This is a genomic window from Micromonospora sp. WMMD737, from assembly GCF_049179055.1.
Lineage (GTDB): Bacteria > Actinomycetota > Actinomycetes > Mycobacteriales > Micromonosporaceae > Micromonospora > Micromonospora reichwaldensis.
This window is the reverse complement of sequence record NZ_JBMHMH010000001.1, coordinates 5,464,103-5,484,592: the sequence shown is the minus strand read 5'-3', so window position 1 is coordinate 5,484,592 and position 20,490 is coordinate 5,464,103. Positions and strand designations below refer to the sequence as shown.

General features: G+C 73.6%; 19 protein-coding genes, 1 tRNA gene and 1 pseudogene. 4 read left to right on the top strand and 17 right to left on the bottom strand.

Annotated elements, in window-relative coordinates; translation table 11 throughout:
* Positions 1–216: 216 nt before the first annotated feature.
* The 3 genes from ACN27A_RS24280 to ACN27A_RS24270 all read right to left on the bottom strand — a co-directional run bounded on the left by ACN27A_RS24280 (position 217) and on the right by ACN27A_RS24270 (position 1,735).
* Positions 217–621 (bottom strand): VOC family protein, encoded by a 405-nt coding sequence (locus ACN27A_RS24280; protein ID WP_421456959.1) that lies wholly within the window; start codon positions 619–621, stop codon positions 217–219.
* Positions 622–714: 93 nt separating this feature from the next.
* Entirely contained in the window at positions 715–1,251 is a 537-nt protein-coding gene (locus ACN27A_RS24275; RefSeq protein ID WP_421456958.1) for a DUF4240 domain-containing protein, read from the bottom strand.
* A 106-nt stretch (positions 1,252–1,357) separates the two neighbouring features.
* Positions 1,358–1,735 (bottom strand): hypothetical protein, encoded by a 378-nt coding sequence (locus ACN27A_RS24270; RefSeq protein ID WP_421456957.1) that lies wholly within the window; start codon positions 1,733–1,735, stop codon positions 1,358–1,360.
* A 107-nt stretch (positions 1,736–1,842) separates the two neighbouring features.
* On the opposite strand from ACN27A_RS24270, the gene ACN27A_RS24265 reads away from it, so the two are divergent.
* Positions 1,843–2,466, top strand: coding sequence for a hypothetical protein (locus tag ACN27A_RS24265; RefSeq protein ID WP_421456956.1), 624 nt, complete (start codon positions 1,843–1,845; stop codon positions 2,464–2,466).
* A gap of 79 nt (positions 2,467–2,545) precedes the next feature.
* On the opposite strand, the pseudogene ACN27A_RS24260 reads toward ACN27A_RS24265, so the two are convergent.
* The 5 genes and pseudogenes from ACN27A_RS24260 to ACN27A_RS24240 all read right to left on the bottom strand — a co-directional run.
* A pseudogene (locus ACN27A_RS24260) lies at positions 2,546–2,754 on the bottom strand (ABC transporter permease); the annotation flags it as partial.
* Positions 2,755–2,786: 32 nt separating this feature from the next.
* Positions 2,787–3,092 (bottom strand): DUF1048 domain-containing protein, encoded by a 306-nt coding sequence (locus ACN27A_RS24255; protein WP_421456955.1) that lies wholly within the window; start codon positions 3,090–3,092, stop codon positions 2,787–2,789.
* Between the two features lies 1 nt (position 3,093).
* Positions 3,094–3,450, bottom strand: coding sequence for a DUF1048 domain-containing protein (locus ACN27A_RS24250; RefSeq protein ID WP_421456954.1), 357 nt, complete (start codon positions 3,448–3,450; stop codon positions 3,094–3,096).
* Complete coding sequence (locus ACN27A_RS24245; RefSeq protein WP_421456953.1) at positions 3,447–3,773, bottom strand: PadR family transcriptional regulator; 327 nt, start codon at positions 3,771–3,773, stop codon at positions 3,447–3,449. The genes ACN27A_RS24250 and ACN27A_RS24245 overlap by 4 nt, the downstream gene beginning before the upstream one ends.
* A gap of 290 nt (positions 3,774–4,063) precedes the next feature.
* Positions 4,064–4,137: transfer RNA gene (locus tag ACN27A_RS24240), tRNA-Thr, on the bottom strand.
* 148 nt (positions 4,138–4,285) lie between these two features.
* On the opposite strand from ACN27A_RS24240, the gene ACN27A_RS24235 reads away from it, so the two are divergent.
* The gene (locus ACN27A_RS24235) at positions 4,286–6,019 is read left to right on the top strand and encodes a metallophosphoesterase family protein (protein WP_421458589.1); all 1,734 of its coding nucleotides are present in this window, start codon (positions 4,286–4,288) and stop codon (positions 6,017–6,019) included.
* A gap of 42 nt (positions 6,020–6,061) precedes the next feature.
* On the opposite strand, the gene ACN27A_RS24230 is transcribed toward ACN27A_RS24235, so the two are convergent.
* Together ACN27A_RS24230 and ACN27A_RS24225 are read right to left on the bottom strand one after the other, a co-directional pair.
* Positions 6,062–7,060: a hypothetical protein gene (locus tag ACN27A_RS24230; RefSeq protein WP_421456952.1), complete on the bottom strand. Its 999-nt coding sequence runs from the start codon at positions 7,058–7,060 to the stop codon at positions 6,062–6,064.
* The gene (locus ACN27A_RS24225; RefSeq protein ID WP_416608637.1) at positions 7,048–8,028 is read right to left on the bottom strand and encodes a LuxR C-terminal-related transcriptional regulator; all 981 of its coding nucleotides are present in this window, start codon (positions 8,026–8,028) and stop codon (positions 7,048–7,050) included. The genes ACN27A_RS24230 and ACN27A_RS24225 overlap by 13 nt, the downstream gene beginning before the upstream one ends.
* Positions 8,029–8,269: 241 nt before the next feature.
* Here ACN27A_RS24225 and ACN27A_RS24220 point away from each other — a divergent pair, with 241 nt between their 5' ends.
* A complete protein-coding gene (locus ACN27A_RS24220) occupies positions 8,270–12,235 on the top strand; it encodes a S8 family peptidase (protein ID WP_421456951.1) in 3,966 nt (1,321 codons plus the stop codon).
* Between the two features lie 101 nt (positions 12,236–12,336).
* On the opposite strand, the gene ACN27A_RS24215 is transcribed toward ACN27A_RS24220, so the two are convergent.
* The 6 genes from ACN27A_RS24215 to tmk all read right to left on the bottom strand — a co-directional run bounded on the left by ACN27A_RS24215 (position 12,337) and on the right by tmk (position 18,114).
* A complete protein-coding gene (locus tag ACN27A_RS24215) occupies positions 12,337–13,197 on the bottom strand; it encodes a PSP1 domain-containing protein (protein WP_421456950.1) in 861 nt (286 codons plus the stop codon).
* Positions 13,198–13,278: 81 nt separating this feature from the next.
* The gene (locus ACN27A_RS24210) at positions 13,279–13,965 is read right to left on the bottom strand and encodes a hypothetical protein (RefSeq protein ID WP_421456949.1); all 687 of its coding nucleotides are present in this window, start codon (positions 13,963–13,965) and stop codon (positions 13,279–13,281) included.
* A complete protein-coding gene (locus ACN27A_RS24205; protein ID WP_421456948.1) occupies positions 13,965–14,270 on the bottom strand; it encodes a hypothetical protein in 306 nt (101 codons plus the stop codon). Before ACN27A_RS24205 ends, ACN27A_RS24210 begins: the two co-directional genes overlap by 1 nt.
* A 1-nt stretch (position 14,271) precedes the next feature.
* Positions 14,272–14,601, bottom strand: coding sequence for a YbaB/EbfC family nucleoid-associated protein (locus ACN27A_RS24200; RefSeq protein WP_121397041.1), 330 nt, complete (start codon positions 14,599–14,601; stop codon positions 14,272–14,274).
* Between the two features lie 181 nt (positions 14,602–14,782).
* Positions 14,783–16,051 carry a DNA polymerase III subunit delta' gene (locus ACN27A_RS24195; protein ID WP_421456947.1) on the bottom strand — a complete coding sequence of 423 codons (1,269 nt, stop codon included), beginning with the start codon at positions 16,049–16,051 and terminating at the stop codon, positions 14,783–14,785.
* Complete coding sequence (gene tmk, locus ACN27A_RS24190) at positions 16,051–18,114, bottom strand: dTMP kinase (RefSeq protein WP_421458588.1); 2,064 nt, start codon at positions 18,112–18,114, stop codon at positions 16,051–16,053. The genes ACN27A_RS24195 and tmk overlap by 1 nt, the downstream gene beginning before the upstream one ends.
* 331 nt (positions 18,115–18,445) lie before the next feature.
* On the opposite strand from tmk, the gene ACN27A_RS24185 reads away from it, so the two are divergent.
* Positions 18,446–19,654: an amino acid deaminase/aldolase gene (locus ACN27A_RS24185; RefSeq protein WP_421456946.1), complete on the top strand. Its 1,209-nt coding sequence runs from the start codon at positions 18,446–18,448 to the stop codon at positions 19,652–19,654.
* Positions 19,655–19,715: 61 nt separating this feature from the next.
* Here the strand turns inward: ACN27A_RS24185 and ACN27A_RS24180 are convergent, their stop codons facing one another.
* Positions 19,716–20,288: a TetR family transcriptional regulator gene (locus ACN27A_RS24180; protein WP_132232438.1), complete on the bottom strand. Its 573-nt coding sequence runs from the start codon at positions 20,286–20,288 to the stop codon at positions 19,716–19,718.
* Positions 20,289–20,490 lie beyond the last annotated feature (202 nt).

Sequence of the window (20,490 nt, the reverse complement as noted above, 5' to 3'; positions counted from 1 at the left end):
CCGCGGCGAAGCGTCGCTCCGACGCCGACGACCGGCCGGCCACCACCACGACCGACACGGAGTACGTGGTGACCGAGGTCGAGGTCGTTCCGGAGCCCGGCACCGCCGGTTACCCGCACCGCACCCTCTGATCTCCCCGCACGCCTGCCCCTGTCGGCGGACGGCCCGGTTCCCCGCGAACCGGGCCGTCCGTTCGTCCCGGTCCGGTCGGTGGCGTCAACGCCCGTCGGCCTGCACCGTCCAGAGGTGACCGTCCGGGTCGGCGAAGGTGCCCGTGTAGCCCCAGGGCTGTGCCGCCGGCTCGACGACGACCTGCGCGCCAGCGGCCCGGGCCCGCCCGACGAGTGCGTCGACCTCGGCCGGCGTCGCGGCCGGGAGGCTGACGAGGCACTCGCTCTGCCCGCGCGGGGCCACCTCGTGGTCGCCGATGACCCAGCCGAAGCCGCCGGTGGGCACCAGCATGACGCGGAGGCCGTCGTTGAGGGCGTACTGCAAGGGCTCGGGGATGCCGTCCTCGGCCAACTCGCCGACGGCCTCCAGGCCGAGCCCTTCGGAGTAGAAGCGGTACGAGGTGGGGCGGTCGGCGATCGGCAGGGCGACGACGACGGGTGCGTACTGCATGAGGCTGCCTCCGGAGGGTTGACGACTGCGTACGGTCAGTGTGCGGGCCGTCGCGGGGAACTCCTGGTTGCCGCCGCCGTGGCGGGCGTGGTGTCAGGCGCTCCAGCCGGCCGGGTTGGTGCAGGACTCGCGGGAGATGCCCGAGCCGGTCTCCGGCCAGGCGCCGAAGCGCTCCCTGTGCAGCCTGGCGAAGAAGTAGCACATGGCCTCGCACGCGGTGTCGGGCAGAGCGACGGTCGGATCGGCGTGCACCGCCTCGTAGAAATCCCGCCCGAGCGCGACGATGTGGCCCCGGGAGTAGAGGAAACCGTCGTCGGAGCCGTCGGTCACCTCGTGCACGTCGGCCCGGTCGATGTCGTGCAGTTTGCGCTCGAGCACCCGGTCCAGGTCGGTCAGCTCCCGGCTGGACAGTCCCTCGGCGAGCTGGCGCAGGTTGTCGAGGAACCGGTCGAGCCACGCGTCGATGGCGTAGAGGCCCTCGTCGTCGGCTGCCGGGTCCCGCATCGGCAACGCCCGCCGGAGCGTGGCGGGCTCGTCGCCGAGCCGTTCCCAGGCCGCCTCGACGAGGGCCCAGAACCGGGCCTCCTCCTCGACGCTCGGCACCCGCACGCCATCCACCAGATCAGTCACGCCGGGAGGGTAGCGACGACGACCGACAAAAGCCGTGGGTCGCCGGCGTACGCCATGCCTCCCGGCCGTGGTCGCGCACCGCGCGCTCGGGTCGGGCCCGCCAGGATCAGCGGCCGTCGGCGCGGGCGTGCCGGCCGCCCGCGGCGGGCGCCGCCGGGACCGCGCCCTGCTCCGTGTGCCGGGCGGCCCGCTCGAAGACCAACTGGCCGAACAGCCCGCTGGGTCGGCCGCAGTCTCCGCACAGGAAGTTGTCGTCGAGTCGCCCGCCGCCGCAGTGGTCGCAGCGGCCCCGGTCACGCGGGTCGTGGTACGCGCGCAACGCCTCCACCAGGGCGCGGGCGACCGGGGCGCTCAGCGCCAGCCGCGACTCCACGCCGCGCAGGCCGACGACCAGCTCGCCCTGCGGCGCGGCGGCCGGATCGAGCGCGTCGACGCGGGCCACGAAGTCGCGGAGGGCGGCCAGGACGTCATCGGGTGCGGGCATGCGTCGACGGTACGACACCCGGCCGCCGACCTTCCGGACGACTGACCGGCCACCCGTGTCCCGAGGCGGGACAGTGGGTCGGGAGTTCTTCTGTCACGATCCTGGCCGTGCGTGCTTCGTTCGGCCTGCTCGTGGCGTCCGTCGCGGCCGGTCTGCTCTCGGTTGCGGCGGCGCTGCTGGCCGTGCCGGCCGCGTCGCTGCTGTTCGGCCTGGTGATGCTGCTCGCGCTGCTCGGCTACGTGCTGGTGAGCCGTGGCGCACGCCGGGTGAGGTGGACCGTCGCCGCCGGAATCGGGCTGCTTGCCGTGGTGGCGGTGATGAGACTGCGCTGGCACCAGGAGCAGGTCGATGGACCAGGTTGGCTGCCACCCGGCCAGGGACTGACGAGGACGGCCCTGCTCGCGCACGGCCAGCAGGCGATCGACCGGGGCAGACTCGCCGCACTGGGTTTGGCGCTCGGCGTGCTCTGTCTCGCGGCCGGCGCGTCGGCGCTACCGGCGCGCGACAGGCGACGGGGAGCGGCGACGGCACTCCTCGCGCTGTTTCCCCTGGCCTGGTTCGGGCTGGGCCCCGCGCGGGAGTTCAGCCGTCACCCGCTGCGCGACCTGCTCCCGTCGGTGTGGCCGGCGCTGCTCGCCGTCCTCGTGGCCGTGGGGGCGGTCGCGCTCGCCGGCGCAGGGCTGGTGGCCGTCGGGGCGGTGCGCGGCTCCCGCGAGGCGGACGCGTCGTAGGTCGAGGCCGGGCGAGGTGACGGCCGCACGCCCGACCGTGAAAACGAGGAAGCCCAGGTCGTTGACCTGGGCTTCCTCACTGTTGCTCGAACAGTGCTCGGATGGCGTTGACGATCGCGGTGACGGCTGGTTCTCGGCAAAGGCCCGCACTGGGCCGGGCATCGTCTCGATGGGGACGAACGCCGAGCTGATGAACGGCAGAAAGATGAGCGGATACGAGAAGGCGGAAGCCCCGTCCGGGGTGGACGCGGTCAAGCCGGGGATCACTGCGAGCCAGGTCAGGGCGAGGTGAACACCTATACGCACACGCAATGCTGGAGCTATTGCGCGAGCGACTCCTGGTAGACGTCGGCGTAGGTGCGCGAGTCCTTGATCAGCTCGTCACAGAAGGCGGCGACGTCGGTGCCGGTGACTTCCAGAACTCCCTTGCCGGCTGCGACGCCCTCCTCGAAGAAGTCGACGATTCCAGGGAGCAGGCCCCCGTCGAGCAGGTCGGTCGGCCCGACCTTGAACAGGTAGCGCTGCATCTCCTGGTAGACGATCCGGTAGTCGGGCGGGAGGGCCTTGACCCGGGCGACGTGCGCCCGCCACTGCTTCTTGCCCTCGATGATGTCCTGAATGCTCACGTCAGTCTCCCAGCCGGGCCAGTTTGCGTGCGACGTTCCGGTTCAACTGCTCCCGCCACCGGTCGCGGTAGTTGCGGGCCCCCGCTCCGCCGGCCAGCGCCGCCGAGAAGCCGGCGATGTCGTCGCCGAGCACCTCGTCAACGCGCTGCCCCTCGGCCGCGGCTTCCTCGAACAACCCGAGAGCGGCATCGGCGATAGGGGTCAGGTTGCGGCCCGTGAAGCTCCCGTACGGAAAGAGGTGAGCCACGATCTGTTCCCACGCGGCCTGATAGTCGGCCGGCAATGCCTGCGCCCGGCCTTCGAACGCCTTCCACTCTCGGGTCAGATCGCTGCCCGTGATGGTCTCCCAGAAGCTCATGCCCCGCCCTCCTTGAGTTTGTCGATCCGCGAGGAGACGTACTGCCATTTCGTCCAGAACGTCGCGAGCTCCCTGCGCCCGGCGTCGTTCAGCGCGTAGAACTTGCGCGGCGGACCTACTTCGGACGGCCGCTTCGACACCTGCACCAGCCTGTTGCGCTCCAGGCGCAGCAGGATGGTGTACACCGTGCCGTCGATGACGTCGACGAAACCGAGCTCGTTCAGGCGGCGCGTGATGGCGTAGCCGTAGGTCTCCTCGCGGCCGATGATCTCGAGCACGCAGCCCTCAAGCGTGCCCTTCAGCATCTCGGTCAGATCCTCCACCGCAGGCCCCCTCACTCCGGTATCTAGTATCACCGGGTACTGGTAGACGGTATCACCGAGTACCGCTAGGCGGTAGTACCGAGTACTGGAGATTCCTGCCGGTCAGGAGCGGAAGCAGTAGCCCAAGCCGGGCTCGGCGAGAAGTCGGGTCCAACCGCGCAGGCCCCGGCGGAAGTCCTGGTCGGCGTATGGCGACGCCGGTCGCGTGGCGGAGTTCCGGGGGCGACTCACATACTCACCGACACAACGATGCCCTGGCCAGCGCCTCCGCTGACCAGGGCATCATCCCGAGCCGCCTGACGGAATCGAACCGTCGACCTACGCATTACGAGTGCGTCGCTCTAGCCGACTGAGCTAAGGCGGCAACGATCAGCAAGTGTACGGCACGACCCGCCGACGGGCCGAGCGGGTTCCCCATCCGGACATCCGACCCCGAACCGTCGTCCGCCGGACAGCGACCGAAGCCGCCCGGGACTACGCTGCGGCGGGTGAACGACGATCGCGCCCCCGACGTGGATCCGCAGGACGGCGCGGCGGAGAGTGCCCACACGAGCGAGTCGGCCGGCGGGCGGGCGGCGCGCCGGCCACGCGGCACCGATCCCCGGGAGCTGGGCTTCACCCCGCGCAAGCCCGTGCCGTGGCTCGCGCCGTTCCTGCTGATCAGCACCGGCATCCGTACGCTGCTGGCGATGCTCTTCGGGGCGTACCTGGACAAGCGCGAGCTGCAGAACTCCCTCGACGCGGGCATCGCGCGGCAGGTCGGGCCGGACGGCGGGCTCTGGCTGGACTACGTGGCCGACCTGGGCGACGGCTTCAACGCCACCTACTCGGTGGCGTACCTGATCGCCCAGCCCGAGCTGGAGGTGGACGGGCACCGGCTGCCCCGCGCGCAGACCCTGGTGATGGGCGGCGACCAGGTCTACCCGTCGGCGGCCTTCGAGGCGTACGAGGACCGGTGCAAGGGGCCCTACCAGGCCGCACTGCCGGTCACCCCGCCCGAGCGGCCCACGCTCTTCGCGGTGCCCGGCAACCACGACTGGTACGACGGCCTGACCGCCTTCCTGCGGCTCTTCGTCCGGTCCCGGGACCGGCACTTCGGCGGCTGGGAGACCGGGCAGTCCCGCTCGTACTTCGCCGTGGAGCTGCCCGCCGACTGGTGGCTGCTCGGCCTCGACGACCAGTCCGGCTCGTACCTGGACGACCCGCAGCTCACCTACTTCGACCGGGTCGCCGAGCGGCTGGGCCCGCAGAGCCGGGTGATCGTGGCCGTGCCGGCGCCGACGTGGGTCAAGGCCGTCGACCATCCCACGGCGTACGACTCGATCGACTACTTCATCCGCACCATCGTCGCGCCCACCGGGGCCCAGGTACGGCTGCTGATCTCCGGCGACCTGCACCACTACGCCCGCTACGCCGGCCCGGACCGGCAGCTCATCACCTGCGGGGGCGGCGGCGCGTACCTCTACCCGACGCACCAGCTCCCGGAGCGCATCGAGGTGCCGCCGCGCGACACCCTCGCCCGGCGGGCCAGCGTCTCCCACCCGTACGAACTGGCCGGCCGCTACCCGGAGCAGGCCCGCTCCCGGCGGTACGCGTGGGGGATCTTCCCCCGCCTGCCGCTGCGCAACCCGGGCTTCACCACCCTGCTGGGCACCCTGCAGACGCTGCTGATGCTGGCGATGGCCGGCGTCGCGAGCAACCCGGAGGGCACCGAGCAGCGGCTGTTCAGCGTGCCGCTGATGGCGATGTTGATCGTCACGATGCTCGCGGCGGCGTTCTTCGCGAAGCCGCCCAGCTCCGGCGGCAAGCGGCACGCCCGGCACTGGATCCTCGGCGTGGGCCACGGCCTGGCCCAGATCGGGCTGGCCGCCGCCGGCACCTGGGCGTGGCTGGCCCTGCCCTTCTACGACTGGCCGTGGCCGCTGCCGGCCGTCGCCGCGGCGGTGCTCTACGGCCCGGTGGCCGGGCTGGTGGCGAGCCAGTTGGTGGCCGCGTACCTGCTGGTGGCGGGCGCGTTCGGGGTGAACCTCAACGAGCTCTTCGCCGGCCAGGGCATCGAGGACGCCAAGGCGTTCCTGCGGCTGCGCATCGACCCCGACGGAACCCTGACGATCTATCCGATCGCCGTCGACCGGGTGTCCCGCGACTGGCAGGTCAACCCCGACCAGTCCCCGGAGTCCTCCTGGCTGGCTCCGAAGCAGCCGCTGCGCGCCCGCCTGGCCGAACCCCCCACGACCATCGTCTGAGACGCACCAGGTCCGCACCGGCGGGCAGCCGGGTGCCGGCCGCTAGTCGGGCAGCGAGGGCCTGCCGCCACCCGCGGGGCGGGAGGAGAGCTGGCGGAACGCCGCCTGGACGCCGGCCTGGAACCGGGTGCGCGCGCCCAGGTCGCTCATCAGGGTGGCGATACGCCGCTGGACGGTGCGGTACCCGACGCCGATCTGGCGGGCGATCGCCTCGTCGGTCAGCCCGGAGAGCAGCAGCACCACCAGCCGCCCGTCGTCGATCTCCGTGGTGCGGTTCCGGCTTTCGCCGCCACCGCGGTGGGCGGGCAGGTGCAGGGGCACCGCCCGGTGCCAGAGGCTGTCGAACAGCGTACGCAGCGCGTCGAGCAGCGCCGACGGGTGGACGATGATGGCGCTCTCCTGCCCGATCGGGCCGGGCTGCATGGGCAGGATCGCCCGCTGACCATCGGCGATGTACATCTTCATCGGCAGGTCGGGCAGGACACGGGCCTGCTGCCCGACCCGGATCAGCTCCTCGATCGTGGGCAGGCCGCCGCTCTCCTCCACGGCCGCCCGGTCGTAGATGCAGCGGCTCTGCACTCCGGCGGCGAGCAGCTCCCGGTCGGTCGCGGCCGTGCTCTCCAGGTGGAGGTACGGCGGCTTGTCGAAGCAGCACAGCTCCCGTCGGGCGCTGCGCTGCACCTGGTTGACCGCCTGCTCCATCGCGCGGCGGCCCCGCACCACCTCGACGACGTGCGGGTCGACGTCGGCGCGGGCCTCCCGGTACGCCTCCGTCAGCCGCAGGACGTGGTCGTGCGTCCGGTCGAGGGACGCCTCGCGCTCCTGGAGGAGCCCGGCGACGACGTCGGTGGCGGACGCGGTGTAGCGGGGCGGGTTTCCGGGCTGGACTCCGACCAGGCCGGCGGCCTCCAGCCGGGCGAGCGCGTCGGACAGCCGGCCCGGCCCCGACCACATCGCGGCGAGTTCGGCGAGGGTGGTGCCGGGGCGTTCGAGCAGCAGGTCGTAGGCCGTCTCCTCGGCGTCGCCGATCAGTTCGTACACAGCTCCTCCCGGTCCTCGGCGGTCAGCCAGCCGCGCTGCACGGCCTGGTAGCCGGCCTGGAACCGGGTCACCGCGTCGAGCCGGGCGAACAGCCGGTTCATGTGCCGGCGGACGGTACGCGGGTGGCAGCCGAGGTGCTCGGCGACGTCCTGTTCGGTCAGTCCGGCGACCAGCAGGGCAAGCAGGTCACGTTCGAGGTCCGACGGCGCGTCCGGGTCCGACTCGACCCGCTGCCGCACTCCCACGTCGAGCGGCACGGCCCGCTCCCAGAAGCTCTCGAAGAGGGCCAGCAGCGCCGACAGCAGGACGGAGTCGCGGACCAGCAGGCAGGTCTCCAGCGCGAGGTCCGGTCGCAGCGGCACGAGGCCGACCCGCCGGTCGCAGAGCATCAACTTCATCGGGACGTCCGCGACCCGGGCCTGCTCACCCGCCGAGACGAAGCGGGCGAGCTTGGCGAGCCGCCCCGGAATGGCCACGCCCTCCCGGTCGTAGATGGTGCGCATCCGCACCTCCCGGCGCTCCGCCTCCTCGGCCGGCACCGCGAACGCGTTCAGGTACGGCGGCGCGTCGAAGATCAGCAACTCCCGCTCGGCGCTGCCTCTGAGCTCCTGGAAGGCGGCGTGGATGGCGTCGCGCCCGTGCAGCACCTCGACCAGTTCCGAGTGTTCGGCGGTCGCGGCCCGCTGGAACCGGTCGGCCATCCGGGTCACCCGCTGGCGCAGCTCCCGCAGGGACTCCCGGCGCTCGGTCAGCAGGGAGCCCAGCGCGACGTCGGGTGCCACCGCCGTCCATCGGGGAGGCTGACCGGGGAGCCGCGTGGCCAGGCCCAGCTCGGCCAGGCGCGCGAAGTCGGCGGTTCCCGCGACGTCGGGTGACACCGGGTCCGCGCTGGCGACCAGCGACTCGTAGAGGGCCTGCTGCCCGGGAGACAGGCCGAGGTCGGGGAACGGCCGTCGATCATCCCGCATCCGGTCATGCTGCCCCCGGCCGGTGGTGGCGACAAGGGTCGTGCGGCTGTTCGTCTGGCCGGGTGATCCGATCCGTACCGACCGTCACCTGCGAAGACACCGATCCCCTCCGGAGAGTGCCCCATTCACGCCAGTGGCGTGAACCAGGCAGACGGACAGCTTCCGTGACGCCGGACCCGCTGCGAAGCTCCACGGGACGCATCCGTTCCCCCTGCGTACACCCCCTCGGAGAGGAATATTCATGTCGAGCCTGATCCCACGGCGATCACGGCGTGGCGGGGTCGCCTGCGGCCTCGCCGTCGCGGTGGCCGCCGCCACCGTCGGCGTCCCGGCACCGGTGACCGCCGCACCGACGGTGGGCGAGCCGGGGCCGAACCCGACCGCGACGGCCACCGTGACCACCGCGACCGGCGACGGCCTCGAGGCGACCGTCACCCTGATCACCGGCCACCGGGTGCGGTACGCGGAAGGGGCGGACGGCCGGAGCAGCGCCACGGTGATCAGCTCGCCCGACGGTCCCGCCGCGACGGACGCGTTCCGTTCCTACTCGGACCCGACCGGGGTCTACGTCATCCCCCAGTCCGCGCAGGGTCTGGTGGCCAGGGGCCTGCTGGACCAGGAACTGTTCGACGTGCGGTACCTGGCCCGCAACGGCTACGGCGACGACGCCGCCCAGACGATGCCGGTGATCGTGAGCTACGGCGCGGGTACGAGGGCGCGGGCGGCCTCCCCGGCGGCGCTGCCGGGCGCCACCGTGCGACGCGACCTGCCCAGCGTGGCCGGCGCCGGGTTGTCCGTGGACAAGGCCCGGGTCGGTGACTTCTGGACCGCGCTGACCGGCGGCGCCGACCGGGCCGCCGCTGCCCGTGGACCGGCGGCGAGGACCGCCGGACCGTCGCTGGCCTCCGGGGTCGGCAAGGTGTGGCTGGACCAGAAGGTCAAGGTCGACCTCGCCGAGAGCGTGCCCCTGATCGGCGCGCCGCAGGCGTGGGCCGCCGGACTCGACGGCAGCGGGGTGAAGGTGGCGGTGCTCGACACCGGCATCGACGCCGACCACCCGGATGTCCGGGGCAAGGTCGTGGGCTCGAAGAGCTTCGTGCCGGGCGTCGAGTCGGTGACGGACGGGCACGGCCACGGCACCCACGTCGCGGCCACCATCGCCGGGTCGGGCGCCGGCTCGGGCGGCGCGCGCAAGGGTGTCGCCCCCGGCGCGGACCTGCTCGTCGCGAAGGTGCTCGACGACGGCGGCAACGGCGACATGTCGTGGATCATCGACGCGATGGAGTGGGCCGCCACCGGCGGCGCGAAGGTCGTCAGCATGAGCCTCGGCGGTGCGCCGACCGACGGCACCGACCCGGCCAGCCAGGCGGTCAACCGGCTGACCGCCGAGACGGGCACGCTCTTCGTCATCGCCGCGGGCAACTCCGGCCGGGAGAACACCGTCGGCGCCCCCGGCGCCGCGGACGCGGCCCTGACCGTGGGCGCGACCTCCAAGACCGACCAGCTCGCCGACTTTTCCAGTCGTGGCCCCCGGCTCGGTGACCGGGCCATCAAGCCGGACATCTCCGCCCCCGGCGTGGGAATCGTGGCCGCCCGCGCCACCGGCACCGCGATGGGCACTCCCGTCGACGACCTCTACACCTCGGCGAACGGCACCTCGATGGCCACTCCGCACGTGGCGGGCGCGGCAGCGGTGCTGGCGCAGCAGCACCCGGACTGGACCGCCGCCCAGCTCAAGCCGACGCTGATCGGCACCAGCAAGGACGCCGGCCACACCGCCTACGAGCAGGGCGCCGGACGGCTCGACCTGGCCCGCGCGGTGCGCCAGCAGGTCACCACCGGCACCGTCAACGTCGACTTCGGCACCGTGTCCCCGAACACCGAGCCCCGGCTCGACCGGCAGGTCAGCTACCACAACCCCACCGGGCAGCCGGTCACCCTCACCCTGACCCCGGCCCTGCGGCGGATCTCCGGTGGCGACGCCAGCGCCGCCCTGACCACCCCCGCCACGGTCACCGTGCCGGCCGGCGGCACCGGGCAGGTCACCGTCTCGCTCGACGCCGCCGCGCTGGAGATCGGCAGCTACACCGGTTCGCTCGTGGCCACCGACGAGGCCACCGGGACCCGGCTGACCCTCGCGGTCGGGCTGGTGCGGCAACCGCCGATGCGCACGATCACCACCCGCATCGTCGGCGTGCCCGGCGACCCCATCGCGATGGGCAACGCCCCCTGCGACTTCCGCAACCTCCGGGACGACACGTCCTACCTGGTCATGATGGGTGGTGTGCCGGGCCAGAACGTCATCCAGGGCGTCGGCTACGTCCCGGACGGCGACTACCACGTGAGCTGCTGGGGCGCCTACTGGGGCGACACCGAGGCGTTCCGCCACCAGGCGTGGCTGGAGAACCCGCAGTACACGATCAGCGGCAACGCCACCCTCGAGTACGACCTCGCCCGCGACCTGGTGGAGGTCGAGAAGATCGACACGCCGCTGCCCAGCGAGGCGGTGCACCTCGCCATGGGCAGCACCTTCTCCACGGCGTCCGGCCTGACCTACTCCAGCGTCTGGTACACCGGACCCGGCCACGCCTACAGCTGGCGGACGCACGTCGTACCGAGCCGGGCCAAGCCGACGATCGGCAAGTACGGGACCTGGTTCGAGCAGCTCCGCGCCGCGCCGGAGGCCACCACCACCGTGCACGGCAACGGCCGGCTGCGGGTGAACCCGACCTACCTCACCGACAGCGAGTTCGCGCCGAAGTTCGCCACCGACCAGCGGCTCCAGCTCGCCAGCCGGGCCGACCTGCTGGCCGGCCGGGACGTCAAGGGCAAGCTGGTGCTCCTCGACAGCCCGGCCAACAGCTGGTTCGTCGACGAGATCGAGCAGGCCGCGAAGGCCGGCGCGGCCGGCGTGCTCCAGTACTTCGTCGGCCGCGACGACATCGGCCTGCCCGCCCAGATCCCCCCGTACGACATCGTCAAGCCCCGGCTGCCGCTGCTCTGGCTCGACGGCGCGCAGGGGGCGAAGGTGGCGAAGGTGATCGCCGGGGCGAAGCGGCCCTACGTCGACATCGACGCGCAGCTCGTCAGCCCGTACCAGTACAAGCTGCGGCACCACACCGCCGACCGGATGCCGGCGAAGCCGGTCGACAGCGTCCGCCACCGCGACCTCGTGCAGGTGCGCAGCGAGCAGCACGCCCAGGTGCCGTCGCCGCAGTACCAGACGAACGCGCACGAGGTCAGCCACACCTACGTCCCCGGGCAGACCTTCAGCGCCAACGCCGCGCACGACTACGACGTGCCGATCGCCCGCACCGAGTACTACAACGTCACCGGGCCGGACGTCCTCTGGGCGCGGTACTTCACGGTGATCAACCGGGCCGACGGCGCCAGCCGCGGCACCGACCACGTCGGGACGTTCACCCGGCCGCTGTCCCGGACGGAGAAGATCCACCAGCCGCCGGTCGTGCTGGGTGCGCTGCCGGGCGACTCCGGCCTGCCCACCACCTGCATGTCGTGCCGGGACGGGGACACCATCTACCTGCTCGAACGCTCGTCGTCGGCGGCGGACCTGACCAGCTCCGTCTCCGGGGCCCGGCGGGTGCAGGCGACGCTCGAACGGGACGGCGTCCGGATCGCCCCGAACCCGCCGCCGGGCCGCGGGGGCAACTTCCTGCACTGGACCGTGCCGTCGGCGCCGGGCCAGTACACGCTGCGTACGGTCCGCAACGACAACTTCTCCGGGCAGACGCTGGCGAAGCGGATCGCCACCGACTGGACGTTCCGCTCGGCCGGCGCGACCGGCACGGTACGGGAGCCGGCGCAGTGCTACACCGCGCAGATCAACATCGGCACGGGCACGTGCGACTGGCAGCCGTTGATCCAGCTCGAGCACGACTTCGACCTGTCGCTCACCGACACCACGCAGGCCGGGCGGGCGTACCGGTTCGAGGTCACGCCGCACGCCGCGCCGAACGCGCCCCGGATCGCCGGGCTGCGTACCTGGGTGTCGTACGACGACGGGGCCACCTGGAAGCAGGCGGTGGTCGTCCCGGGTCTCGGCGGCAGCTACCACGCGCTGGTCGTGCACCCGAAGCTGGCGAAGACCACCGGGGCGGTCTCCGTACGCACCGAGGCATGGGACCGCTCGGGCAACCGCGTCGTGCAGACCATCGACCGCGCCTACGGCCTCACCGAAGCCCGGTAGGCCTCTCCCCCGCACCCCGGTCGCCCTCCGCGTCTCCCGACGCGGAGGGCGACCCTCTTTTCACGTCGAACGCGCCGCGTCAGCCCGTCGGGCGGGGCCGGTCAGCCCTCCTCGGCTTCCGCAACCGTCTGGCCACGGCTCTCGTATGCCTGCCGCGGCCCGCAGACCGAAGCGCGCGAGCAGGAACACCGGGAGCCGTCCGCGTCCATGCGTACGGTCACCGCGTCGCGTGGCACGCTGTGCCCCACCACCCGGCCCGGGCCCTCGGGCGTCGTCACCCGACTGCCCACCGCCGGGGCCGACTCCTGGAACCGCTGGTAGAGCGGGTGCTCGTACTTCAGGCAGCACATCAGCCGGCCGCACGCTCCCGAGATGCGCAGCGGGTTGAGCGGCAGGTCCTGGTCCTTCGCCATCCGGATGGTGACCGGCTCGAAGTCGGTGAGGAAGGTGGCGCAGCAGAGGTCCCGGCCGCAGGAGCCGATGCCGCCCTGCACCCGCGCCGAGTCCCGGGCGGAGAGCTGCCGCAGCTCGACCCGGCAGTGCAGGGTGGCGCCGAGGTCCCGGACCAGCGCGCGGAAGTCCACCCGGTGCGGGGCCGTGAAGTAGATGGTGCTCCGCTCGCCGCCACCCTCGGCGGCGCCCAGCACGTGGTCGATCGCCACCACCTTCATCGGCAGGGCGTGCTCCCGGATCAGCCGCTTCGCCGCGACCTTGGCCTCGGCCTTGCGGCGGCGCACCGTCTCGTCGCGACGCAGGTCCTCCTCGCCGGCCAGGCCGGCCAGCCGGGGGAAGCCCTCGGTCTCCTCGGTGACCCACTGCGCCGCCCAGACGCACTCGGCCACCTCGGGCCCGTCGTCGGTGGGCACCAGCACCTTGTCGCCGACCTGGGGACGCAGCTCGCCCGGGTCCAGGTAGTAGAGGCGCCCGTACCGCTGGAAGCTGACCGCGCAGAGCATGCCCATGCCTCACACCCTACGACGCGCGGGCCGGGGTGGCCGGGCCGGCAGTCGACACCCGGCTACCGCGCGTGCACCCGCAGTGCGTCACCAGCCGACGCGGGTGGGGGTGTCGTAGCGGGGACGGTCGACCACCGGCACCCGCCAGCGGGACTCGGCGAGGCTCGGCGCCCACTGGCGCAGCAGGGTCTCGGCCCCGTCGTACGCGACGCTGAGCACCGCCAGCACCCGCGCGGCGATCTCAGCGGCCTCGCTCCCGCCCGGCCCCGGGGCGGCCCGGTGCCCCGGGGCGCCGCCCGGCGTCGACGTCGCGGCGACCACGGTCACCGCCTCGGCACAGCGGAGGACGTCGGCGAGCGCGCGGGCCAGTGCGAGCCGGCTGCCCTCGACCCAGTCGGCGAGCGCGTCGGCGTAGCCGGCCGTCGACTCCAGCCGGCCGACCAGGCTCTCCGGCCCTTCGTCGAGGTGGCGCAACAGGGCCGCCCGGGCCTGCCCGTACGACGACGCGGCCGGGCCGGACCAGAGCACCGGGTCGGTCAGCGCGGCGCAGGCGTCGTCGTAGCCCCGCATGAGGCGGCGCGCGGTGTGGCCGGCGGCGGCAAGCGGCGCCGGATGCAGGTCGAGGAAGTTGCGGACGGCCTCACCGGGAAGCACCTGCATCCGGCGCAGCAGCGGCCACACGCGGTGCCCCTCGGGGGCTCCTGCGGCGAGCAGCGTGTCGACCCGGCGGAGCAGGTCGAGGCCGGGCTCGGCGAGGCGGTCCAGCGCGTCCATCACGCCTCCCCGGTCAGCCGGTGGCGCGCGGCGCGGTCGACGTCCGCGTAGTGGTCGGCGGCGGCCCGCATCGCCGCCGCGGCGGCGGCCAGCCGCTGGGCGGCGACGTGCGCCTCCCGGGCCCGGTCGCCGGTGGCGGCGGTCCACTGCCGGTGCAGGGCCCGCCCGATCTCCCCGGGCCGGCCGGGGGCGTCCACGCCGAACGCGGCCTGCGCCGGGTCGCCGGCGGTGACCGTGCGGGACACGGCGGTCATGGTCTCGCTCGCCTCGTCGAGCCGGGCGGCGAGGGCGCGCAGGCTCTCCATCTCAGGCTCCCGCCAGCGGCCGGTAGGCGGCGAACGTCTCGTTGTGCAGCTTCTCCCGGGCCCACTGGGCGGCGTCGGCCGCCGCGGTGACCGCCGCCTGCACCGAGCCGGCGACGTCGCGGGGGTTGCGGGTGTGCAGCGGGCCCAGGAAGCGCACGTCGGTGATCCGCCCGCCGGCGGTGACCACCACCTCGACCAGCCCGTCGGGCGATCGCACGGTGACCTCGACGGTCGACACCGCCTGGTCGAACTCGGTCTGGAGGGACTCGATCCGGCGGTAGCGCCGCACCGCCTCCTCGATCCAGGCCTCGTCGATCTCCCCCCGCGGCATCGGCGGACCCCTCCCGGAACAGGAAAATCACTGTGCGTGCCGCCACCGTCACGGCGGCACACCGGACCGTACCGCACAGCAATTGCGCCTGTCGATGCCTGTGGACAACCGGTCCGGCCGCCGGGACTCCGCGGGCGGGTCGGCCGCCGCAGCCCCGGCTCGGGCGGATTCGTCGGCGGGCTCAGCCCTTCCAGAGCGAGAGCATCATCGCCTCGACGGCGATCCGGGGCTTGACGTTCGCCTCGATCGCCGCCCGGCATTCCAGCACCGCTTCCAGGCGGCGCAGCGCCCCCTCGGCGTCCCACTTCTGCGCGCCCGCCCCGGCCAGCGCGGCGGTGTCGGTGTGCACCGGCGCCACGGGGGCGCGCAGCGCCATGGTGAGCGCGTCGCGGTAGAAGCCGGCCAGGTCGACCAGCGCCCGGTCCAGCGCGTCCCGCTGGGCCCGGGTGGCCCGGGACTTCTGCCGCTTCTCCAGGTCCTTCAGCTGCCCGGCGGCGCCCCGCATCGCGCCGGCCGCCCCCCGCCCGGTGCCACCGGCGCCGAGCGCGGTCTCCAGCGCCGCCCGCTCGGCCGCGGCGGTCTCCGCCACGGAGGCCTCGGCCTCCGCCTCGGCCGCCTCGATCAGCGCCGACGCCGCGTCGAAGGCGGCACCCACGCCGGTCAGCCGGCGCGGCACCGCGAGCACGGCCTCCCGGCGCGTGCGCGCCTCCGGGTCGCGGGCCAGCCGGCGGGCCCGTCCCACGTGCCCCTGGGCCGCCGCCGCGGCCCACCGCGCCACGTCGGGCGCGACGCCGTCGCGGCGGGCCAGCACCTCGGCCACCGCCTCCGGCGCGGGCTGCACCAGCGGTACGACCCGGCAGCGCGACCGGATGGTCACCGAGATGTCGTCCGGGTGGGTCGACGGGGCGCAGAGCAGGAAGACCGTCCGCGGGGGCGGCTCCTCGATGGCCTTGAGCAGCGCGTTGCCGGCCGCCTCGGTGAGCCGGTCCGCGTCCTCGATGATCACCACCTGCCAGCGCCCGCCCGACGGGGTGCTGGCGGCGCGCAGCACCAGCGCCCGCATCTCGTTGACGCCGATGGAGAGCCCCTCCGGCACCACCAGCCGGACGTCGGCGTGGGTGCCGGTCATCGTGGTGTGGCAGCCGGGGCACCCGCCGCAGCCGGTGCCGTACGCGCACTGGAGGGCGGCGGCGAAGGCCCGCGCCGCCACCGACCGGCCCGACCCGGGCGGCCCGGTGAAGATCCAGGCGTGCGTCATCCCCGCCCCGGTGTCGACGGCGGGCGGCTGACAGCCGTCGGACTCGTCGGCGAGCGCGTCGAACTCGTCCCCGGCGGCGTCGGCCGCAGGCGGGGCGGCGGCGCGCAGCACGGCGGACGCCGCGGCGGCGGCCCGGCGCAGCGTGTCGACCGCCTCGTCCTGCCCGACCAGGTCGGCGAAGACGTCGGGCATCAGGTCCGGCGCTCCATCGGTACCAGCTCCGATTCGGATAACTCCGGCTGCACCGAGGTGTCCGGTCCCTGCGCGGGGCGCGGGTGCACGATGCCGCCGGGGCTGCCGAACATTTCCTCGACCCGCCGGGTCACCTGCCCGGTGATCTCCTCGACCGGGCGGGACGCGTCGAGCACCAGGTAGCGCTTCGGGTCGGCGGCGGCGAGGTCGAGGAAGGCGTAGCGGACCCGCTCGTGGAAGGCTACGGACTCGGCCTCCAGGTGGTCGGCCGCTTCGGCGCGCGCCGCCACCCGGGCCAGGCCGGTGTGCGGTTCGACGTCGAGCAGCACCACCAGGTCGGGCTTGAGCCCGCCGGTGGCCCACGACGAGAGCCAGGAGACCTCGTCGACGGGGAGCGTCCGCCCCGCCCCCTGGTACGCCAGGGACGAGTCGACGTACCGGTCGCTGATCACCACCGCGCCCCGGACGAGCGCCGGCCGGACGACGGTGGCCACGTGGTGCGCCCGGTCGGCGGCGTAGAGCAGCGCCTCGGCGCGCGGCGACGGCACGTCGGAGCCGGGCGCGCCGAGCAGCAGCGACCGGATCCGCTCGCCGACGGCGGTGGCCCCCGGCTCGCGGGTCACCACCACGTCGCGCCCCTGCCCGCGCAGCCGCTCGGCGAGCGCGGCGAGCTGGGTGGACTTGCCGGCGCCCTCGCCGCCCTCGAAGACCACGAAGAGGCCGGCGGAGACGAACGGCTCGGCCGGCATCAGCGGGCGGCCCCGGATCGAGCCCCAGAGGTCGGCCAGGACGGGAACGCCCTTCTTGTCGTCCATCTGCCCGAACGCGCTGATCCCGGCGAAGATGCCGGCGGCACCGGCGGCGAGCAGCAGCAGTCGGGTGGACGAGATCGACACGCCCAGGTCGGCCAACTCCAGCCGGCGCGAGCCGCCGACGCCGGCGAGCAGGCTGCTGAGGCCGATCGCGAGGATCAGCACCAGCCGGGTGCCGATCTGCACCACCGCGAAGACCCGGCCGCGCACCTCGTCGGCGATCTCGCCGCCGAGCAGGGTGGTGCCGGAGAGGAACGCCATTCCGGCGCCCGCGCCGACCAGGACCGCGCCGACCATCGCCATGGAGAGGTGGATGGCGAAGGCCAGGGCCATCACCGACGCGCTGGCCAGCACGATGCTCATGCCGAACCAGCGCCGCCGGGACATCTCCTTGACGATCATCGGCCCGAGCCCGATGCCGAGCGCGAGGCCGACGAAGATGGCGCCGAAGAGCAGGTAGAAGGCGGCGTCACCGGCGCCGAGCGAGGTGGCGAAGAACTTGGCGGTGCCGATCACGATGCCGCCGCCGGCGAACGCGCCGAAGATGCCGAGCACCAGGCCGCGGACCAGCGGGGTCTGCCCGATGTAGCGCCAGCCCTCCTTGAACTGGCGCATCATGCTCTGCTCGGTGCGGTCCGTCTCGGCGGACTGCCCCTGGCTGATCTCCTTGATGCCGTACGCCACCACCAGCGCGGTGGCCAGCCGGGAGAACGCGTTGAACCAGAGCGCCAGGTCGGCCGGCGCGGCCCAGTCCGGCGTCGAGCCCCCGGTGGCCCCCCGCACGATGCCGTCGAGCGCGGCGAGGATCAGCGCGGCGAGGATGGGGGTGAGGCCGTACGTGGTGATCAGCGTGAGCTGGTTGGCGGCCTCCAGCCGGGCGCGCGGGATCAGGTTGGGGACCGCGGCCTCCTTGGCCGGGATCCACAGCAGCGTGATCGACTCGATCAGGAAGGTGGCGATCGCCGCCCAGCCGACCACGACCGGCCCGCTCGCCCCGAGCAGCGCGACCAGTGGGATCGAGGCGAAGAGCAGGAAGCGCAGCACGTCGCAGATGACCATGGTCCAGCGCCTGTCGAACCGGTCGGCGAACACGCCGGCGACCGGGCCGAGCACCAGCGCCGGCAGCAGCCGGATGGCGATCACGCCACCGAACGCGGCGCCCTGGGCGGTGCTGCCCTCGACCTGGGAGGCGGCGAAGACGCTGGTGGCGAGCAGGCCGAACCAGTCGCCGAAGGAGGCCGCGCCGAGCACGATCCAGAGCCGGCGGAACGGGGTGATCCGCAGCACCGAGCGGATGGCGGCGTAGCCGGAGTGGTCCGGGCCGGGCTTCTCGGCGCCGCCGGGCTTTGTCGAGGACGACGACACGCCGGGCGACTCGCCGTTGAACTGGCTTTCGATGGCCGTACCTCCACGTGCCGGCCCATCGCTGGGCAGTCCCGGTGGAACACTCTAGACCCGGCGGGGACCCACCCCGCCGCGACATTCTCCTGTTCGCCGAGCCTAGGCCGCCGCGGCCACCGCCCGCAGCCCGGACAGACGCGAGGGTATTTCGCATTGCCTCCCAGACAGTTAGCGTGCACACGTGGCCATCGAAAGCGACAAACTTCGTGACCGCCTCGACCGGGCGACCGCGCACCTCGACCCGCCGTACGCCGTCGTGGACCTCGCGGCCTTCGACGGCAACGCCGCCGCGCTGGCGAAACGGGCCGCCGGCAAGCCGGTCCGGATCGCCAGCAAGTCGGTCCGCGCCCGGGACCTGATCGGCCGGGCGCTGGGGCGTCCCGGCTGGCGGGGCGTGATGGCCTTCACCCTGCCCGAGGCGCTCTGGCTGGTCCGAACCGGCGTGACCGACGACGCGCTGGTGGCGTACCCCACGGCCGACCGGGGGGCGCTCGCCGCGCTCGCCGCCGACCCGGCGCTCGCCGCGGCCGTCACGCTGATGATCGACGGCACCGACCAGCTCGACCTCGTCGACGCCGTGTGCCCGCCCGGGCGCCGCCCCGAGCTGCGGGTCTGCCTCGACCTGGACGCCTCCTGGCGACCGCTGGGCGGGCGGGTGCACGTCGGGGTCCGCCGCTCGCCGGTGCACAGCGCCCGGGCCGCCGGCACGCTCGCCGCCACCGTCGCCGCCCGCGCCGGCTTCCGGCTGGTCGGGCTGATGGCGTACGAGGCACAGATCGCCGGCCTCGGCGACGCGCCGCCCGGGCGGGCGGTGCTCGGCTCCGCGATCCGGCTGGCCCAGCGCGGGTCGTACCGCGAGTTGCTGGCCCGCCGGGGTGCGGCGGTGGCCGCCGTACGCGAACACGCCGACCTGGAGTTCGTCAACGGCGGCGGCACCGGCAGCGTGGCCGCGACCAGCGCCGACCCCGCGGTCACCGAGGTCACCGCGGGATCGGGCCTGTACGGGCCGACGCTGTTCGACGCCTACCGCGCCTGGCGCCCCACCCCCGCGGCGGCCTTCGCCTGCGCGGTGGTCCGCCGCCCGGGGCCCGGCCTGGCCACCGTGCTCGGCGGCGGCTGGATCGCCTCCGGCCCAGCCGAGGACAGCCGGTTGCCCCGGCCGTGGCTGCCGGCGGGCCTCAAGCTGATCGGCACGGAGGGGGCCGGCGAGGTGCAGACCCCGCTGGCCGGCGCGGCGGCCGGCGCGCTGCGGGTCGGCGACCGGGTCTGGTTCCGGCACGCGAAGGCCGGCGAGCTGTGCGAGCACGTCAACGAGTTGCACCTGGTCGAGGGGGACGCGGTCGTCGCCACCGTGCCCACCTACCGGGGCGAGGGCCACGCCTTCCTCTGATCCACGCGCCCGGCGCACCCCGGGCCGGCCTCGCCCGGTCCGGGTGCCTGCGCGGCCCCGGTCAGCCGGACTGGTTGGCCTCGGCCGGGGCGTCGACCTGGCGGTGCAGGTACTCCCGGATCAGCGCCTTCGCCTCGACCAGGACCCGGTCGTCGCCCTCGGGCAGCCGCCGGAACGCCAACTTGATCAGCGCGTCGGCCGCCTCCACGGCGATCTCCAGGTGGAACCGGAGGTCGGGGACGTCGAGCCCGAAGCGCTCGGCGAGCACACGGGCCAACTGGTCCGCGATCACGCCGTTGTTGTCCCGCTGCTCGTCGAGCAGGTGCAGGTCGACCACGTCGCCGAAGTGCAGGGTACGGAAGCCCGGAACGGTGCGGTGCATCGTGATGTACTCGTCGATGCCCGCGTCGACCCCGTCCCACCAGTGGGTCAGGTCGTCGGAGGCGAACCGCTCGTCGAGCCGCTGGAGGTAGGACTCCATCGTGCGCAGGGTCAGCGCCTGCACGATCGCCCGCTTGTCCGGGAAGAACTGGTAGACCGACCCGATCGCCACCTCGGCACGCTCGGCGAGCAGGGTCGTGGTCAGACCCTCGTACCCCACCTCGTCGACGAGTTCTGCACAGGCGTCCAGCATCCGCTGGACCCGTGCGACACTTCGACCCTGCACCGGTACGCGGCGCAGCGGCCCGGCTGTGGCGGCTGGTGTGGACACTCGCCACCCCCCTTCGACGGATGAACATATCTGCACGTCACGGGTTCGTGACTACCGGTACAACGAGCAAACCTCGATTGCGGTATTTACCTGCGACAACGTTGCTGATATGAAGTCAGTTCAC

What these genes read in the sequence shown, in the direction of transcription:
- ACN27A_RS24280 (WP_421456959.1), bottom strand. Translation starts at nt 621, where the DNA reads ATGCAGTACGCACCCGTCGTCGTCGCCCTGCCGATCGCCGACCGCCCC.
- ACN27A_RS24270 (WP_421456957.1), bottom strand. Translation starts at nt 1,735, where the DNA reads ATGCCCGCACCCGATGACGTCCTGGCCGCCCTCCGCGACTTCGTGGCC.
- ACN27A_RS24250 (WP_421456954.1), bottom strand. Translation starts at nt 3,450, where the DNA reads ATGAGCTTCTGGGAGACCATCACGGGCAGCGATCTGACCCGAGAGTGG.
- ACN27A_RS24225 (WP_416608637.1), bottom strand. Translation starts at nt 8,028, where the DNA reads ATGCGGGATGATCGACGGCCGTTCCCCGACCTCGGCCTGTCTCCCGGG.
- ACN27A_RS24220 (WP_421456951.1), top strand. Translation starts at nt 8,270, where the DNA reads ATGTCGAGCCTGATCCCACGGCGATCACGGCGTGGCGGGGTCGCCTGC.
- ACN27A_RS24215 (WP_421456950.1), bottom strand. Translation starts at nt 13,197, where the DNA reads ATGGGCATGCTCTGCGCGGTCAGCTTCCAGCGGTACGGGCGCCTCTAC.
- ACN27A_RS24210 (WP_421456949.1), bottom strand. Translation starts at nt 13,965, where the DNA reads ATGGACGCGCTGGACCGCCTCGCCGAGCCCGGCCTCGACCTGCTCCGC.
- ACN27A_RS24205 (WP_421456948.1), bottom strand. Translation starts at nt 14,270, where the DNA reads ATGGAGAGCCTGCGCGCCCTCGCCGCCCGGCTCGACGAGGCGAGCGAG.
- ACN27A_RS24200 (WP_121397041.1), bottom strand. Translation starts at nt 14,601, where the DNA reads ATGCCGCGGGGGGAGATCGACGAGGCCTGGATCGAGGAGGCGGTGCGG.
- ACN27A_RS24195 (WP_421456947.1), bottom strand. Translation starts at nt 16,051, where the DNA reads ATGCCCGACGTCTTCGCCGACCTGGTCGGGCAGGACGAGGCGGTCGAC.
- ACN27A_RS24180 (WP_132232438.1), bottom strand. Translation starts at nt 20,288, where the DNA reads ATGCTGGACGCCTGTGCAGAACTCGTCGACGAGGTGGGGTACGAGGGT.